The following is a 19415-nucleotide window of genomic DNA, read 5'->3' on the forward strand; positions in this document are numbered from 1 at the left end:
ACAACAAACGTATATGAGTTCAAAAACTCAAACGGAGATGTAATTGGAGAAATTGACGCTAATGCCAATGCAATTACATACAACGATAACTCAACGAACTTAGGCGTTACAAACGTACAAGGAGCGATTGAGAAGTTGTTAGAGAAAATCACAACAGTAGAAGGTACAAAAGGAGATTTAACAGTAGCAGGTGGATTAGCATTCACAGGCACTTCAACTGGAACAGATAAATTATTGGCTGATGCTGGAATTGAAATTGCTGATAAAGGAGTAACGGCTGAGAAATTAGATGGAGGAAAAGGATTAGATGGACGTGTAGGTGTTGCAGATGCAGATGGAAATATAACGTATCAATTGCTTGATACAGTAGTAAAAGCAAATGAAACAGTGACTTTACTAGTTGCAAATGCAAATGGAACATACACCTATTATAATGAAAATCAAATTGGTGCGGATGGTCAACCTTTAACAGGTGCAACTGGAGTAACCATTGATCCAAAAGAGGTGTCTGTAGCTTTAAACACTACAACAAACGTATATGAGTTCAAAAACTCAAACGGAGATGTAATTGGAGAGATTGACGCTAATGCCAATGCAATTACGTACAACGATAACTCAACAAACTTAGGCGTTACAAACGTACAAGGAGCGATTGAGAAATTGTTAGAGAAAATTACAACGGTTGAAGGAACAAAAGGAGATTTAACTTCTTCTTCAATTTATGTTGACGGTGGAGCAGCGGCTTTATTGAAAGATGCGAAATTAGACCTTAAAGGGGGGTCTGCAGATGGACAAGTATTAGTTACAGTAACGAAAGATGTTGTAGTAGGACAGAATCCAGATGGTTCCGATATCGTAGAAAATCGCAAAGTAACAGAATGGCAAGATCCAAAAGAGGTTGTTTCTGCTACAGTAACAGCGAAGAATGGTATTAATGTAGTCAATGACACAGCTGGAAACAGCGAGTTTAGATTAGGAGGTGCTTTAGATGCAGCAACCGTAATCACAACAACTACAACCAATACATTAGCAATTGAAGGATTAGACCATGTAACGACTAATCCAACAGCGAATAACTTAGTAATTGCAGATGCAGCAGGGGTATTAAAACAAACGTCTGCGAAAAACATGATCGAAGATGTAATTACGCAAGGTGATCTAGAGGCTAAAAAGCTAAAAGGGGTAGGAATTACCGTTACAGCTGGTGAAAACGCTGGAACAAATCTGAATACTGAAGTAGCGAGTTCCTTATTAAAAGACGTGACTTTAGGTATTGCAGACAAAGCAGTAACAGCAGGTAAATTAGACGCAGGAACAAGTACATCCGATGCACCAAGAGTGGGAATTGCAGATCAAGATGGAAACGTAACCTACCAAGATTTACAAACGGTGGTTCAAGCAGAACAAAAAACAGTGGTGCTAGAGGATGGTATCAATACGAAAGTATCAAGCCGTGTAGATGCAGCGAATCCAAATGAAACGATTTGGAAAGTAGATGTGGCAAATGCTGTAAAAACAGTAGCAACCGCAACCGCATTAGTAGCAGCAGACGCCGTAGTATTGGTTGATGCAAATACTGCACCAACAGAAGGTATTGTGATTACACTACCAACAGCAGATCAAAATAACAAAGGAAAAAAATACACCATTAAAAAACTAGACACGAACGAAGACGGTTATGTAGTTGTTGAAGGAAACGTTGCAGGGTTAAACGGTAAAAAGCTAGAAACAGGCTTACCATACTCTGGATGGGACTTTGTATCAGATGGTACACAATGGCAAATCGTTAACAAATTTTAATCACCTTACTTAATCAGAAATTTATCATGAAAAAAATTATATTATCAGCAGCAGTAGCTTTTACAGTATTAACAACAACAAACGTTGTAGCTCAGCAAGGATTTGGAACAAATACACCGGATCGTTCAGCTGCTGTAGATATCGTGTCTAGCAAAAGAGGTTTATTGATTCCTAGAATTGACATTCCTAATTTAGACCAAGCAGCACCAGTTGCAAATCCAGCAAATGCCTTAATGGTGTATAATACAGGATCAACAACGGCAGCTGGTTTTTACTACTGGGATGCAACTTATAATAATAATGCAGGTAGATGGGTGCGTTTCGTATCGTCTAACTCAGGAAGTGCAGTAACGGTTTCAGCAGGAACAAATGTTACTGTTAAACCAACAACAGACGGACGTGATACAGATTACAACGTAAGTGTATTAGGAGGTGCTGAAGCAGGACAAGTATTAGTTACGAAAATTGAAGTAGTAAATGGTGAAACTATTCACACTACAGAATGGGTTAACCCACAAGAGTTTATCAACGGATTTGTAGAAGGTGTAAATGGTATCACATCTACAATCGTTGGAAATAAGGTACAAGTTGGTTTAGGTGGAGCTTTAGGTAAAGCAACAACAATTGAAACAACAGCTGGAGATAAAGGAAATACTTTAGCAATTACTGGTTTAGAGGAATTAGTAGGTCAAGGAGCTACAACAGGGACTAAATTTGATGCAGACGAACACGATATCGTTGTAATGGGTGCAGATGGAATCTTAAAAAAGGTGAATGCTAAAGCTTTAATGGAAGATGCTATCGATGGTGGAGTAAACGGAAAAGCGTTGACATCTGGTTCAATTACAATTGGAGCAAATGGAGCTACATCACTTTTAAAAGAGGTGAATATTGAAATTACGCCTGGTGGAACAGATGGAATGGTAATGGTTACTGGAACAGATGCAGATGGTAATAAAATTACAGAATGGAAGGCTCCAAGTGAACTTGGAAATACAACAACGGCTTCTAACGGTTTAACAAAAACAGGTAATGATATCGCTTTAGGTGGTGCTTTAAGTGGAGCTACTACAATTACAACAGATGAAACAAATACATTGGCATTAGACGGTTTGAAAGAGCAAGATAAAGCAGGTGTAGCTGGTAAAAATGTAGTTCTTGCTGATTCAAAAGGAGTATTAAGCGAAACAACGCCTGCCAATTTAATTGGTCAAGCAATTGAAGATGGTGGAATTGACGCTAAAACATTAAAAGGAGATGGAATTACGGTAACTGCAGGTTCAACTGTAGGTACATCATTAGAAGTAGCAAGTGCTTTATTGAAAGATGTGACTTTAGGTATTGCGAATGGAGCAGTAACAAATGAAAAAATTGATGCAGCTGCGGTAACAGCAGATAAAATGGCATCTAAAGATACAGCAAATGGTGGAAATGCTCAACTTGGACAAGTACCAGTTGCTGATGGAAATGGTGGAGTAACGTATCAAAACGTTTCTTCTGCAATCGGTCAAGATTTAACTACAGATGGGAAAATCGTTATTGGTACAAATGAAGAGTCTTCATTAGCAGATGCAGTACTAGTAGCTACGCATTTAAGTATTAAAGAAGGAAGTATTACAACAGTTGAAATCGCAGACGGAACAATTGCAAATGTTGATTTAGGAAGTCAAGTGGTTTCTGCTGATAAAATGACATCAAATACTACAGCAAATGGAACAGCTACTCCAGCAGATAAAGGACAAATTCCAGTAGCAGATGGAAATGGTGGAGTTACATACCAACAAATAACAGGAGAGATATTAAACGGTAAAGAATTAAAATCAACTTCTATTAAAGTAACTGGTGGAGAAAAAGCTTTATTAGACGAAACTACAATTGAAATTGCAGGAGGTACTGCTGCAGGACAAGTATTAGTTACAAAAGAAGTAACAGTGGGTGGTACTACTACCTATGTTACTGAATGGGTAACTCCAGAAAGTTTAGGAAACACGGTAACAGCTTCAAACGGTTTAACAAAAACGGGGAACGATATCACTTTAGGTGGTGCAATTGAAACACCAACAACATTGGCGATTGACAACACAAAAGGTTCTTTAGCGATCACTGGATTGGGAACTGCTGCAAAAGATCAAACAAATAAAACAGTTGTTGTTCAGGCAGATGGAAAATTAGCTACGATTGATACAGCGGCTGGAAACGTGACAATCAACCAAGGTGGAGATGTAAACGTTACAGATAATTCAGTAGTAAACAATTACCACCCTTCAATGAGTGAAATCGTAATTGAAGTGACATTAGGTACTACAGATACAAACTTAAGTTTACCAGCTGTAAACGGAACAGAAGGACAAACCATCAGTGTGAAAATCGCAAATCTAAACGAAAATCACGCGGGGTATTTGAATATCAAATCAGGAAATGAAGTATTAGCGTATGGAGCAATGCCTCACCAAGGATGGATTATCAAATCGAATGGAACGAAATGGATCGTTGTAGGTCGTAACTAACAAAAAACAAAAAACAAAGATGAAAAAAAGATACATTGGATTTGCAGGACTTGGTTTAGTATTGGCATTAGGTACGCAACAAGTTCACGCACAACAAGGTTTCGGTACAGATAAACCAGCAAAATCAGCAGCGGTAGACATACAATCCTCAAAAAGAGGATTGTTGATTCCGCGTGTGGATTTAGTGGCAACAACAAATGGAACAACGCCTATTAATAATCCTGAAAAATCGTTAATGGTGTATAACCAAGCAACGACGGCTAAAGATCCAGCTACAGCTACAGTTACAGACGTAACTCCTGGATATTACTATTGGGATGGAGCAAAATGGGTACGTTTTGCTCAACAAGGGGATATTACAGCTATTCAATTAGATGGTGACGTAACAGGACCAACGAATGCTACAGTAGTTGGAGCAATTCAAGGGGTTGAAGTATCGAATGTAAATCCAACGGCAAATCAAGTGTTAACGTTCGATGCAACGGAAGGTAAATGGAAACCAGTTAGCTTAACAGAAACAAACCTGACAAGTTCGAAAGGAATTACAGGAACTGGAATTACAGTAGGTGGAGAAACAAATGGAGCAAATTCAACGTTGAAAAACGTAACATTGGCTATTACACCTGGTGATGCAAATTACGTTATGGTTACCAATGCAACGGGAGACGGAACAACTTGGGTACCTCAATCAACAATTGCGCCTGCAACTACACATACGATAGTAAAAGATGCAACAGGAAATACAATTACTTCTACTGTAAATGGAGAAGAAGCTTCTGTAAATCTTGTGGATAAGGTAACAAACACCATTACAGGAACGACAATTCAAACTACAGTAAATGGTGTTATTTCAGATTCAGTGGATTTAAAAGATGCCATTCAAGCAGGACAAAAAATCACAACAGTTGTAGATGGTTTAAATACAACCGTTACTTCTTCTGTAAACCCTACAGGAAGTAATACAACTGAATACAAAGTAAATGTTTCGAATGACGCAATTCAAGATGCGCAGAAAACATCTTCTGTAGTAGCAAAAGACAATAAAGTGTCTGTAACATCGGGTATTACTGGAAATAATACACAATATACAGTAGGCGTAGAACAAGGAAACTTAGATTTAGGTCAAATCGGAGGTTCATTAAACCCAGTGCAAATTGCTCCAGGTGCAGAAGGTCAAGTATTGACAACAGTAGACAAAGGAGGGGATCTTACTACATCATGGGAAACGCCTGCAGCTCATGAGAATATTTATACGCATGATGGTACGTTAGTTAGTACAGAAGCGAACTTCTATAAGCGAACAGTAGATTTCGGTACATTCAATAGTTTGATGTTTAAAAGTGGAAATCAAAGCCACGATTTTACTTATGATGCTACGCATACAGGGTTAAATCTACGTGGAAATAATACGGCTTCTATTGGATTATTGAGCGAAGGATCAAATTTGATATTTGAGCATACAAAAGATGAATCTTTAATCCATTCAAATGCTGATAACGGAATAAAAATAGTTGCTGAAAACACAAAAGACATCAGTTTTGGTACTTCAGGGCGTACGGACAATAATGACAACGTTGTTTTCCAAGGAAACGGTGGAGTAAAGGTGGTAAACATCAACAAACCAGCGTTCAAAGGAGCAGCAACAGATAAAGTAGTAGTAGCGGATGCTGATGGGGTATTAAAAACAGTAGAGCGCAAGAAAGTGGCTCCTCAGTTTTTCTATATGCCAGCGGTGATTTTCAATACAAAAACTACAGGAACAAATCTAAAAAGAGATTTATACCAAGATTATGTGAATCAATTCACTACAACTAGAGGTACAGCCTATAATATTGCCCATGGAGCAGCAGGAGGAAGTCTTCCGTATGATGGTGGAGTAATTGGAAGTACAAATGCACCAGCGATTATGGATGTATTTGGTAAAAGAGAATTACATTACTATGTTACCTATTACGATAAAAATGTATTCGCTAATATAAGCATTGATGAAGATGGGGTATTGAAATACGATATCATCGGAACAGCAACACCAGCTTCGTATATGAATATCGTTTTTGTAATCAAGTAACGAATCATAATGTAGGCATTTTGAAACAATAGTTTCAAAATCTAAAATGAATTATAATTACGAATACAGCAATGATATATACAATTATAAATAAAATAACAACAAAAGCTTTACTTACGCTAGTGCTAGTACTAGGCGTAAGTACAGCTGTGTTGGCAGATGGTTCTAGAAACTTATATCCGAGCGGAGCAAGTGGGCATCGTGCGCATTTGTTGGGAAGTGGATATACTTCGGAAGCAACTCCATTTCCGAACAAAGGAATTCACTATGTCTATGCGAAAGCAGGAGAAACTATTACCTTAGCTTCTTCTGCTCAGGGATATGGTTCTTCTAATAGCAGTAGATGGCCTAATAGGGAGCGTATCACATTGTATGGGCCTACAGGTAATAAAATTTCTTTATCTGCCTATACAGGAAGAGAAAATAGTAATACTGTTTATGGAAATATTCCCGATCGCACAGCAGAATTAGCAGGACCAAGACTCACAGCAAGTGGTACTGGAGGATATAGACCTATTTATTATACAGTTGAAACAGAAGGAATCTATCGCGTAGAATTTACGTCTCGATCTTCAACTGGTCAAGGAAGTGGTGTGTCTGCAAATAGTAACTGGTCACAGGGAGATGATGCAGCTATTGTTGCTTGGGATATTTCGGTGATTAGCAACAATGTGTTTATTCCAGGACGTGTCTATGCAACTAACTTAAACCTATCAACAGGAAATGATGCAGGATTGGGAAGTAATAAATATCATAACGTACGTTTTTACGGTTCTTTATATGCACGTACTATTGATGGATATACTTATAGAGTAACGCATAATGGAAGTAACGGAATCGTTTTTGCCTTTTTCGTAAATAACCTTGGGTTCTACGAAACTAAAAATGGACAGGTGGTTCCATTGTATAAAAGTTTAAACGATACACCGAATAATATTAGTGGTAAGGTACAAAATCCGAATACACCTGATGAGGGAGGACATGTTACACATAAAATGTTCTATGCGAAACCAGCTACAGATTTGCCTTTAAAAGCAAATGCCTCAATTGGAGTGTCAGATGGTAGTGGAAAAGAAAGACCTACTGCAACATCAACGTGGTTGAAGGCTAGTCCAGTGCGCCCTGATTTGACTCAGGTAAAAGTAATTGGAGCAGAGGGTACACCAGGACGATTGGGACACAAAGGAGGAAGAATTGACTTTGTAGCCTCTATTGCAGGGCAGTATCGAATTTTATTAGAAAGTACAAACGCGAATTTTGCTCCTCGTTTATTCGTAGGTCAAGCGGTTGAAGGTGATAACTCTATTTTATGGGATGGAAAAGATGGTAATGGTCGAATCAGTGCTTTAGGTACTACTTTGCCTGTTCACGTTAAAGTAGTTTTACAAGGTGCTGAAGTGCACTTCCCATTCTTTGACGTAGAATATAATATAGGTGGTATTGCCATTGAACTTTTGGATACGAATAACTTAGATCGCGTAATTACCAATAAAGTATTTTGGGATGATAGTGGATTAACGCACGGAAGTGTAAGTGGTAATGCTTTTAATGGTTCTAAAGTAGATCCAATTAACAACAGTCACCTTAAAATGATCAATGGTGTTTTTAACACTGGAGAGAATAGTACAACAAACGGACATGTATATGGTCTAAATTCAGCTGGAACTGGATGGGCAACTTGGGGAGATACAAAATCAATTGATACTTGGGCATTTATCCAAGGAGAAGAAAAACAAGTAGATGCTACAGTTGAAGTGATGGAAGCCGATTTATATACAACTTTGACTTATAAAGTAGGTGGAGTGGTAAATAAAGGAAGTGGAAATAGAGGGGATGTTGTAGAATATACGATTGTAGCGGGTAACAAAGGACCTTCTAATATTATCGCTGATATTCCTAATGGTATTCACGGTGCACCGTTTAGCTTTACGGTTCCTCCAGGAGTAGATGTAACTAATCCAGGAAGTGTACGTGCAACGTTTACTTGTACAAATGGAACAGCTAGAGAATCAATTGCATTAACTTATGATCCAGCAACGCGTACCTTCCGTTCAGAATTGCAAATTCCAAAAGATTGTACCGTTACCTATAAAGTAACTGGAAAATTAAACGGAATGACAGGATCTATGGTGGCAGAATCAACCATCATGAGACCAGCAGACGTTTCGGATCCAGATGCAACGAATGGGGATCCGAACATTAAACCAACGAATCCTCACTTTGAGTGTTACAACAACGACTCAGGGAATTTACCAGGTAGTAGTGGGTCAATTGGATGTAACAACATTCAAGAAGTGGTATTCATGGCGTTGGGCGAGTGTGTGGATCAGATCTTGTATTTTGAAGATTTTGATCGAGGCTACTGGAATGTAAATTCAGGGAGAACTGATTGGATGAATAAAGCATCGATTAGCATTAACCCTACTACAGGAGCTATTATGACTGATGGGAATGGAAGAGTAGTGAGACAAGGTCCAAGAGGTGGAGCAACAGCAACTTACCTATTTGCACCAGGGATGAACGATAGCCGTTATGCTAGTGCAAACGGGTCACCACATAGTCAGACAATTTCTGTAGCGCGTATCAAAAACGGATATTATTCGGTAAACCCTCCAGGATATGTACAAATGGGGATCCCAACTACGGACTCTTGGAGTGAAGGAATTTGGGTGCCCAATGCGCCAACCAATGATCCAACATTGCCAAACAGTAATTTCGATTGGACACCAGCTTGGGACAAAGTAAATTCGATTCGCGATATGTCTGGAGCGGTAAATGGTTCGGCTTTCTTAGTACGTGGAGCGAGTTCAGCAGCACAAAGTATTAAGCCATTCTATGAATTTGAAGTAAACGGAAGAATTGAAAAAGATAGAGTATATACCTTAGATATTTATTCGTATGTAACTTACCACGACAAAGATTATATGTTGATGGATGTAGTGGATAAAATAACAGGACATATCTATGCGTCTGTACCTTTAAAATACCCAGGACCTGGTTTACCAGAAGGGGCTTCACCAGAAGGATTTAGCTTAGGATGGGTACCTTTAACAGCTAGTTTTACATTTGCAGATGCAGAATGTGTGGATGTTTTAGGAAGAGAAGTGAAAATTGCCATTCGCGGAAGTCAAGATAGAGCGTTAGAAACAAGTAAAGGATTTGGACATACGTTAATTGACAATATTACCTTCTCTAAACGCACAGCGAATCAAAGTTGTGGAATTCACGTATCCAATATTACATGTGCAGATGAATGTTATCAAGATGTAGTAGGTAAAGGATTTGGATGGTTCCATAGTGCAGGAGCTAGACCTGAAGGGAGCAACGTAGTAGAGAAGTTTGAACAACCAGCTACTGATGGAGGTTTCATTGTGGATATTTACCGTCTAGATAACTCTTTCAATATGGTAATCAACGGAGTGCCATTGTATAAAGAAGAGTTGGAATTTGAAACAGGACATGCAAACCGAAATGTGCGTTTTAAATCAGATGGGAAGCGATTTGGAGAGACAGGAACAAGTGCAGTTTGGAATGTGAATAAACATCCAAATGGAGTTGAATCAGATGTTACAAATTTGGATTTAGAAGATCGATTGAACAACCCTACACCAGTTATTCGCGTAAGTATTGACAAATGGGGGAATGTGAAATTGGAAGGTAAAAGAACGACAAATGGCGCATTAGAAGAGTTAGAAGTTTACGATCGAAATAATAATAATGTCGTTGTTCCTTTACAAGTGGTACACTGGATTTCGGAAGGAACGGGAATGCAAGTAAATAAAGTAGATGTTACCCAAAACGTAATCGGACAAACGATGATGTATGGTTTCGGATACGGTTTACAACAAAAAGAGTGTGAAACTTGTACGTTGGAAAAAGACGGAGTCTTTGCAGATGAGAATGCTAACACATTCGCAGAAGAAGGAGAAACCATTACGTATACATTCAAAGTGAAAAATGCGGGAGATATGGATATTTACGATGTGGAGATTGTTGATCCGCTATTCGGCTTCCATATCAAATTAGATCCAACTACGCATCAACCCACACAAGCAGGTGTTGTTTTAGAGGGAGATAACAACAGCAATGGAGTCTTGAATAGAAATGAAACGTGGACGTTTACCGTTTCTTATCAAGTAACACAGGATGATATTTATGTTAATCAAGGGGTATATAACCGTGCAAAAGTTATAGGTGTTGGTCGTTTACCTCGATCTTCATATACAGTGGATGAGGAGTCAACCGACCCAACGCCTTATCGAGAAGGAGATCCAGGATGGGATGCAACGAAACCATTCCACACTTATGTTCGTTTAGAAGGCAGCGGAATATTAATTACCAATCCAATGATTTATCAAAAGGTTAAGCAATTATAATCTATGAAAAAAATATATAGCAACCGAGTACTTTTCCTAAGCATATTAGGGTTTAGCGCAGTAGCAGTGGCACAAGAAAATTCAGCTTCTTTTGTCAATCAAGGAGAAATAGTAGTGGGGAATGATGGAATTATCTCTACGCTATACAGTTTTGACAATCAGGAAACTGCTTCTGTTGTGAATGGAGGAACGGCTTATTTTTACCGTGATTTCAACAACGATGGGTATTATTCTTTTGATGAAGAAAGAAAGAATAACAGTGTAAGTACAGCTATCTTTAAACGCTATGAAGATGAAAAAGGACCACAGTTGCTAAGTGGTGCGTCGATGTCTAGCTTTTATAATGTTGAGTTGAATAACGAAACACCCAAAGTTGCTTTCGATTTAAAAAACAACATCAATGTATACGGAACTATGGATTTCTTGGACGGAATCATAAAAGTAGATCCTACCATTGCTCCAGAAACAAAATTATCAATGGGTATGTTGAGTTTTCACCAAGGATCTAAAGCTACGAACGTAGATGATCGTTCGCATGCAGAAGGACAGGTGGAGAAAATAGGAAACGAACCCTTTCAATATCCAAAAGGAGACAGACAAATGTACCGCTATGCGCGTATCACTGCACCCAAGGATATCAAAGATGCTTTTGTTGGAGAATACCGCACAGAAGATGCTCCATTTTTTGTCGCTCGACCTGCAACTGTAGGCGTAATCAAAGAATTGGATACAAATGAGTATTGGTTAATTGACCGCGGAAGTGAAACGAAAAGTGATATTTTGTTAACTTTGAGTTGGGATGAGCGTACTACACCTCCTACTTTGCTTGCGGATCCTGAAAATGAATTGCACATTGTGCGTTGGGATGCCAAACAACAACTATGGGTAGACGAAGGTGGAGTAGTGGATATGTCAACCAAAGAAGTAACCACAGTAGCTGCTGTAAAAGGATACGGATTTTTTACCTTAGCAACCGTGAAAAAAGATTGGATCTTAGATGGAGATATCGTTATTTACAACTTGGTAACACCTGATGGAGATGGTAAAAACGATTACTTTATTATTGATAATATCAATAAATATCCAAACAATACAGTAGAAATTTTCAACCGTTGGGGAGTAAAAGTATACGAAACCAAAGGATATGATCCGAATGGAGACGGAAGTTCAAATGTATTTAGAGGATATTCTGAAGGACGTGTAACCATAGATAAGAGCAAGAAATTACCAAGTGGAACGTATTACTATGTTGTTACATACGAATACAAAGACCAAAATGGTAGTCGCATGATTAAGAAAGCTGCAAATTTACATTTGGAGTCTAATTAAATCAATACTAGATGAAACTTAGAAACACAATACAAACAATTGTTCTTGGAGGTATAGGTTTGTTCAGCATGACACAAACCTATGCACAACAAGATCCACAATATACCCAATACATGTATAACCACTCGAACATCAACCCCGCATATGCAGGGAGTAGAGAAGGGTTGAACATCTTTGGATTATACCGCACCCAATGGGTTGGATTAGAAGGTGCTCCTAAAACAGCAACACTATCCGTAAATACACCTTTAGGTGACTCAGGATTAGGGTTAGGAGTAAACTTTGTTAACGACCACTTAGGGGTAATGGATGATAATACGTTATCTGTTGATTTATCGTATGCAGTGGATTTAAATTACCACTATAAATTGGCCTTTGGATTAAAAGGATCGGCGAATTTATTAGACGTAAATTACAGTAAATTACATATTTACAATCCAACAGATCCTGTAGCGGAAAACGATATCAAGAACAAGTTTACACCCAATGTAGGAGCAGGATTATTCTTGTATTCCGATAAAGCCTATGTAGGTTTATCTGCACCTAATTTATTAACGCGCTCACGTTACAACGACAACGATGTGAAAACATTGCGTCAAAAAATGCACCTATACTTAACAGGGGGATATGTGTTTGATTTAAATCGCGACATCAAGTTTAAGCCTGCAGCAATGGTGAAAATGGAGCAAGGATCTCCATTACAAGTGGACGTATCAGCAAACTTTATGTTTGTGGATAAATTTACTGCGGGGATTGCTTACCGTTGGGATGCTGCTGTAAGTGGTTTAGTTGGTTTCCAAGTGTCAGAAAATATCTTTGTAGGGTATAGCTACGATGCAGAAACAACCAAATTAGCCAACTACAACTCTGGATCTCACGAGATTTTCATGCGATTCACTTTGTTTAATAGCTACAAGCGTATTACTGCGCCTAGGTTCTTCTAATTGTTATAAGTATGGTAAAACAGATAATGCAACTGGGAATTCTCAGCCTAGCCTTGAGCTTTAGCTTCTCGGGATACAGCCAGATAAAAAAAGAAAAACAAGCCGATAAAAGCTTTGATCGCTTAGCTTATATTGATGCAATTAAAGTATATGAACGCATTGCCGATAAAGGATTTGTCAATACGTCTATTTTGCAAAATTTAGCCGATGCTTACTATTTTAATGGTAAATTAGTGGAGGCTAATAAATGGTACGCAGAGCTATTTGAGGGTACTTACGAAGACAAAGACCTTACAGCCTTATCTTCTGAATATTACTATCGCTATGCACAAACCCTAAAAGCTGCGAAAGATTATACAAAATCACAACAAATGATGGATCGTTTTGCCGCACTAGAGCAAGAAGATTCCAGAACAGCGTTGTACAATAAAAACCGCGATTATCTAGAGCATATCGAAAACCATTCTGATCGTTATGATATTAAATTATTAGATATCAATACAGCATATTCAGATTATGGAGGAATGATATTGGGAGACCAATTCGTATTTACTTCAGCACGTGCAACAGAACACCAAAGTGGAAGTAAAATTCACTCGTGGACCAACGAAAGTTACACGAGCTTATATAGCTCAAAGATTGATCAAAATGGCTTTGGAGAGCCCGTACTTTTTGCGCCAGAGATTGAATCAAAAGTAAATGACGCAACGGCTGTTTTTACAAAAGATGGCAATACGATGTATTTTACGCGTAACAACTCCAAAACCAGTGGTAGAAGCAAACAAAATAAAGATAACACCTCTTTATTAAAATTATACAAGACAGTAAAGCAAGCGGATGGGAAGTGGGGACTAGTAGAGGAATTGCCGTTTAACTCGGATAATTTCAATACAGCCCATCCTGCTTTAACTCCTGACGATAAATGGTTGTATTTTGTCTCAGATCGAAGAGAAACAATAGGACAATCTGATTTATTTCGCGTAGCTTTGTATGAAAATGGTGGCTACGGACCCGTGGAAAACCTAGGAAAAACAATAAATACGCAAGGAAGAGAAAGTTTTCCTTTCATATCTTCAGATTTTCAACTATATTTCTCCTCTGATGGACATCCAGGTTTGGGAGGAATGGATATATTTGTAGCTAAATTATATCCAAACGGAACTTTCGGACCGGTGGTGAATATGGGAACGCCAATTAACAGTAGTATGGACGACTTTGGATTCTATTTGGATTCAAAACAAAACAAAGGATTTGTTAGTTCAAACCGCGCGGAAGGAAAAGGATCAGATGATATCTACTTCTTAGCTGAAAAACCATGTAAACAAACCATTGAAGGAACAGTATATGATAAAGATACCAACGAAGTATTAGTAGATGCCCTAGTGGTTATTTCTGATGCAATGTATCAAAAATCAGATACAATTTACACCAATAATAAAGGATATTATAGTACCTCTTTGTTAGATTGTGGACATAAATACCGCATTAAAGCAGAGAAAAAACTGTATAACACAGTTGAAGTAGCCTTTAATGTAAATCGCGAACCTGGAGTTAAAACCGTGAATATCGGATTAGAAAAAACGGAAAAACCACTAGAGATTAACGACGATTTATTTAAGAAATTAAAACTTCAACCGATTTACTTTGACTTTGACAAATCAAATATCCGAAGAGACGCTTCGATTGAGTTGATGAAAGTAGTAGAGGTAATGAAAGAATACCCAACAATGAAAATCGATGTTCGTTCACATACAGATAGTAGAGGAAACGATGATTATAACATGAGTTTATCAGATCGTCGTGTAAAATCAACAATCAAATGGATGATTGAACAAGGAATCGATCCAAGTCGTTTAACAGGTCGCGGTTATGGAGAAAGTCAATTGCTAAACAAATGTAGTAATGGCGTTCCTTGTACAGCAGATGAACATCAGTTAAATAGACGAAGCGAGTTTATTATTACAGAAATGTAATACATATACCTAACAAACAACAAAACAATTTTTTTTCGATGATCCTGCTGTAGGATTTAAAACACGCAGCACTAAGCCCACAAGAGCGCTCGATTTTTCGAGCGCTCTTACTTTTTATTGGTAGTACATAAAAGAAGTCATGCTCAACGAACCCCCTACATAGGCATCGTTAAAAAACAGCAATTCATCTTTGGCCTCTTTCAATCCCAAATTGTACAACATCGGAATATAATGCTCTAACGTAGGGACAGCAAGTGAAATCTGTGGATGTAGCTTCTCGTAGTCAATCAAGTATTGTACCTTGTTCTCTGCAATATGCTGTTGGAGAACCGCATTGATTTCATGCGCCCAGTCAAAGCCATAATTGTTTTCCATCTGATCCCACGAGAGCATACGCAAATTGTGAATCATATTTCCACTGCCAATAATTAAAATCCCTTTTTTGCGCAATTCACGCAGTTGAGTAGCCAATTGATAGTGGTATTCCAAAGGTTTGTAATAATCAATGCTCAGTTGTAAAACCGGAATATCCGCTTTGGGAAACATATGTCTCGTAATAGACCATGTACCATGATCTAAACCCCAATCGTGATCCAAGTGAAGATCTACTGGTTTTGCCATTTCCTGGATAGATTTAGCTAAATCAGGTGCGCCAGGTGCAGGATAGTCAACTTCAAATAAAGGTTGCGGAAATCCCCTGAAATCGTGTATCGTTTCAGGAAAATCCATAGCCGTAATTGCACTGCCTTTCGTTAACCAATGTGCAGAAATAACTAGAATCGCTTTTGGTGTGGGAAGAGATTGTCCCAGCTGATGCCAATTCTGAGAAAATACCGTATCTGAAATAGCATTCATAGGCGAACCATGTCCAATGAATAACGTTGGCATGATCGTTTCACTATAGGATAAGGTCTGTGAAAAGCGATAAAGGTCTTGAAGTGATTGCATGATTGTTAATTTTTATACGTAAAGTTCTATAATTTATTTTTCTATTTTATCTTAATTGTTAAAGGTTTAACTACTTTCAAAAAAGAAATATATTCAAATAATTTCTATCATAACTCTTCAAAATTCTGAAAACTAAATCTTAAGATTAATTTAAAATAACGGTGTTTTTTAGTTTGTGTTCCCGTATTTAAGACTTAAAAAAAATTGAATTTTATATATTTATCATATATGTTGTTTGCAATTTTAATTTTATTTCGAATTCTGTTTATTTTGTATTTGTTTTCTTAATTTTTTATAACAATCACTGTATTAATTTTGGTTGAAGAACTAATCAAAATGATACAATGAATTCAAAAATTAAGTACATCTATCTCTGTCTGTGTTGCTTGTTTATGCAACTGGCGCATGCACAAGAGAAAGAACTTTCGGGAATGGTCACAGAGGGCGGAATGCCTTTACCCGGTGTAACGATTCTCCTTCAGGGAACCCAAAAGGGAACTCAAACAGATTTAGACGGAAAATATGCGTTGAACGTAAAACAAGGTGACGTACTAGTATTTTCTTTTATAGGAATGAAAGAGGTCAAGTATACCGTAAACAATCAGCGTATTTTTAATTTACAGATGACAGCAGAAGAGCAAATGTTAGAAGGTGTAGTTGTGACCGCTTTGGGGATTAAAAGAGACAAGAAAAAACTCGGATACTCCTCTCAAGAGGTCTCAGGGGAACAATTATCAGACGCCGGACAAACCAATGCAGTAAATGCGCTTTCGGGAAATGTAGCAGGTTTACAAATAACCGCTCCTTCTTCTATGGGCGGGTCTACGCGAATTGTATTGCGTGGAGTTAAATCTGTTGTAGGAAATAATCAACCGTTAATTGTTGTAGATGGAATTCCACTAGACAATAGCAATTACGCAGATGAAAACATGCAAAGAGGAGCTAGTGGAAGGGACTATGGAGATGGGTCGGCTGATATTAATCCAGATGATATTGAATCTATAACGGTGCTCAAAGGAGGTCCTGCATCTGCATTATACGGAAATAGAGGTGGAAATGGGGTCATCCTCTATACAACAAAATCAGCTAAAAATGGACGAACGCAAATTGAACTCAATTCGGGCATTACATTCGAATCCATTAACGTTATGCCACAACTGCAAAATAAATATGGAGGTGGTTCGACAGAGACGTTTAGACAACAGGAAATTAACGGAAAAATATACAATATTCCCGAATATATTCTAGATGAAAGTTGGGGTCCTAAACTAGATGGAACGCCTTATCTACCATGGTATGCATTTGATCCCGAGTTCGAACATGACTATATGAAAGAGGTTCCCTGGGTTAAATCCAAAAACGATGTAAAAACTTTTTTTAATACTGGAGTTACGTACAATCAATCCGTCTCTATTGCCAAGTCTTTCAAAGACAGTAATATCAGGATGGCTTTCAACAACAACGTAACCGAAGGCATTATTCCCAATTCAAAATTACAGCGCAATAATGTAACCTTAAATGCAGCTACTCAACTCAATGAGAATTTTAAAGCAGAAGCCAATATCAATTATGTTCGCACAAAAGGATTTAATAGACCTGTTGTTGGATATGGAGATAATTCGGTTGTAGAGCGATTTTTTCAATGGGGACAAAGACAGATTGATTTTGAAAAATTAAAAGCGTATAAACTCGAAAATGGAAATCAACGCTCTTGGAATAGAACCTCTTGGGATAATGGAATGCCTGCTTATTCCGATAACCCGTATTGGGTTGTCTATGAAAATACATCCGAAGATATTCGAAATCGCTGGTTTGGAAATGTTAAGTTGACGTATAATTTTTCTGATAAACTATATGCCGTTACAACTGTGTATGCGGATCGATATGATTTAGCCATTGATGAACATATCGCCGTCGGATCACAAAGTACTTCTTCTTATTTTGCCGCTAGACGAAGTTTGTCTGAATATAATTACGAAGGGCGCTTGCACTATAGCGATCAGTTTGGTGCTTTTGGAATAGAAGCTTTTGTAGGAATCAATCGCAGTGAAAAACGAGCGAATTTTCTGCAAGGTGAAACTGTGGGAGGACTTGAGCTTCCAAACTTATATAATTTGAGTAATAGCGTTGCTACTGCAAAATCAATTAACGACGAATCCCATATGCGAACGAATTCTGTTTTTGGTTCTGCTACTGTAAGTTTTAAGGAATACTTATTTCTTGAGGGAACAATGCGAACCGATTGGTTTTCCACAGTTAAAAAATCAGTTACTTATCCTTCTTTGAGTGGTACATTCTTGTTTTCAAATGTATTAGAACAACCTGATTGGTTGAGTTTTGGTAAAATTCGACTGGGATGGGCTCAAGTGGGAAATGATACAGAAGCCTATCGAACGAGAAATTATTTTAGAGTAAATGGACCATTTTTAGGTGATCCAACTTATGGACTAGAAAATACTGCGAATAACCCCGACCTAAAACCCGAATTGATGATTACGAAGGAAGTCGGATTAGAAGCTGCCTTTTTAAACAATAGAATAGGGTTTGAGGTTTCGTATTACGAAATCAAAACGAAAGATCTCATTACCAAAGTGCAATATGATGCAGCCACAGGATTTGCTTACCGATGGATGAATGCAGGAGATATGAAAAATAAAGGAGTTGAAGCAACAATTAATTTGACACCAATTCAAACTGCAGATTTTGCATGGCAAATGACATGGAATATTGCAAAAAATAAAAATACGTTGATTCGATTGGCAGAGGGAGTGGAGTCTGTTGAAATTGCTCGAGCACCTTTTCGAGTTACACTACAAGGAAAGATAGGGGAAACCTATGGACAAATCTATGGAACAGATTATGTATATGACGATAAAGGCAATAAGAAAATTGGAGAAGATGGTCTGTATGTAGCCTCAGAGGTAAAAGCATTAGGAACTTATTTACCTGATTACAATATGGGAATCCGAAACAATTTTCGCTATAAAAAATTTAATCTAGGTGTACTTCTCGATATCCAAAAAGGCGGAAAATATTTCTCTACCACTCATATGTATGGAATGTATTCTGGAATGTTAGAAGAAACAGCTAAAGGAGATATTCGAGAAAAAGGAATAATTCTAGAAGGAGTTAAAGAAGACGGAACACCGAATGATCAGGTTGTAACGGCTGTAGATTGGGCGAAAGGATTTAATGGGACAGTAGATGCGCAAAATGTATTTGATGCAGATTACGTAAAATTGAGAGAAATAACGTTGGCTTATGATTTACCTCTAAAGTGGATAGGTCCTTTTAAAGGAATTACCATCTCATTATACGCTCGCAATTTGTTTACTTGGAACCTGGCTTGGAAAGGGATGGATCCAGAAATGGCTTCCTATGCTAGTGGCAATATACAAGCTCTTGAAGGTGCTTCTTTGCCCTCTACTAGAACATATGGAATGAACGTTAAATTTCAATTATAGTTGAAT

8 protein-coding genes and 1 pseudogene are annotated in these 19415 nt (G+C 37.9%); 8 read left to right on the forward strand and 1 reads right to left on the reverse strand.

Going from position 1 to position 19415, the window contains the following annotated elements; translation table 11 throughout:
• The 7 genes and pseudogenes from HX004_RS15080 to HX004_RS15110 all read left to right on the forward strand — a co-directional run.
• Window positions 1-1800 (forward strand): annotated as a pseudogene (locus HX004_RS15080) (hypothetical protein); the annotation flags it as partial.
• Between the two features lie 26 nt (window positions 1801-1826).
• Complete coding sequence (locus tag HX004_RS15085; RefSeq protein ID WP_286443428.1) at window positions 1827-4307, forward strand: phage tail-like protein; 2481 nt, start codon at window positions 1827-1829, stop codon at window positions 4305-4307.
• Between the two features lie 19 nt (window positions 4308-4326).
• Complete coding sequence (locus HX004_RS15090; protein WP_286443429.1) at window positions 4327-6375, forward strand: phage tail-like protein; 2049 nt, start codon at window positions 4327-4329, stop codon at window positions 6373-6375.
• A 71-nt stretch (window positions 6376-6446) separates the two neighbouring features.
• Window positions 6447-10751: a CLIPPER-2 domain-containing protein gene (locus HX004_RS15095; protein ID WP_286443430.1), complete on the forward strand. Its 4305-nt coding sequence runs from the start codon at window positions 6447-6449 to the stop codon at window positions 10749-10751.
• Between the two features lie 3 nt (window positions 10752-10754).
• The gene (locus HX004_RS15100) at window positions 10755-12080 is read left to right on the forward strand and encodes a T9SS type B sorting domain-containing protein (protein WP_286443431.1); all 1326 of its coding nucleotides are present in this window, start codon (window positions 10755-10757) and stop codon (window positions 12078-12080) included.
• An 11-nt stretch (window positions 12081-12091) separates the two neighbouring features.
• Complete coding sequence (locus tag HX004_RS15105) at window positions 12092-13024, forward strand: PorP/SprF family type IX secretion system membrane protein (protein WP_286443432.1); 933 nt, start codon at window positions 12092-12094, stop codon at window positions 13022-13024.
• Window positions 13025-13035: 11 nt separating this feature from the next.
• Entirely contained in the window at window positions 13036-14997 is a 1962-nt protein-coding gene (locus tag HX004_RS15110; protein WP_286443433.1) for an OmpA family protein, read from the forward strand.
• Window positions 14998-15111: 114 nt separating this feature from the next.
• Here the strand turns inward: HX004_RS15110 and ygiD are convergent, their stop codons facing one another.
• A complete protein-coding gene (ygiD, locus tag HX004_RS15115; RefSeq protein ID WP_286443434.1) occupies window positions 15112-15945 on the reverse strand; it encodes a 4,5-DOPA-extradiol-dioxygenase in 834 nt (277 codons plus the stop codon).
• 344 nt (window positions 15946-16289) lie between these two features.
• Here ygiD and HX004_RS15120 point away from each other — a divergent pair, with 344 nt between their 5' ends.
• Window positions 16290-19409, forward strand: coding sequence for a SusC/RagA family TonB-linked outer membrane protein (locus HX004_RS15120; protein WP_286443435.1), 3120 nt, complete (start codon window positions 16290-16292; stop codon window positions 19407-19409).
• The last annotated feature ends 6 nt before the right edge of the window (window positions 19410-19415 follow it).

Source organism: Myroides sp. 1354, assembly GCF_030324495.1.
GTDB lineage: Bacteria > Bacteroidota > Bacteroidia > Flavobacteriales > Flavobacteriaceae > Flavobacterium.

Coding starts and splice junctions, on each gene's coding strand:
- HX004_RS15110 (WP_286443433.1), top strand. CDS start 13,036: ATGGTAAAACAGATAATGCAACTGGGAATTCTCAGCCTAGCCTTGAGC.
- HX004_RS15120 (WP_286443435.1), top strand. CDS start 16,290: ATGAATTCAAAAATTAAGTACATCTATCTCTGTCTGTGTTGCTTGTTT.
- HX004_RS15085 (WP_286443428.1), top strand. CDS start 1,827: ATGAAAAAAATTATATTATCAGCAGCAGTAGCTTTTACAGTATTAACA.
- HX004_RS15090 (WP_286443429.1), top strand. CDS start 4,327: ATGAAAAAAAGATACATTGGATTTGCAGGACTTGGTTTAGTATTGGCA.
- HX004_RS15100 (WP_286443431.1), top strand. CDS start 10,755: ATGAAAAAAATATATAGCAACCGAGTACTTTTCCTAAGCATATTAGGG.
- HX004_RS15095 (WP_286443430.1), top strand. CDS start 6,447: ATGATATATACAATTATAAATAAAATAACAACAAAAGCTTTACTTACG.
- ygiD (WP_286443434.1), bottom strand. CDS start 15,945: ATGCAATCACTTCAAGACCTTTATCGCTTTTCACAGACCTTATCCTAT.
- HX004_RS15105 (WP_286443432.1), top strand. CDS start 12,092: ATGAAACTTAGAAACACAATACAAACAATTGTTCTTGGAGGTATAGGT.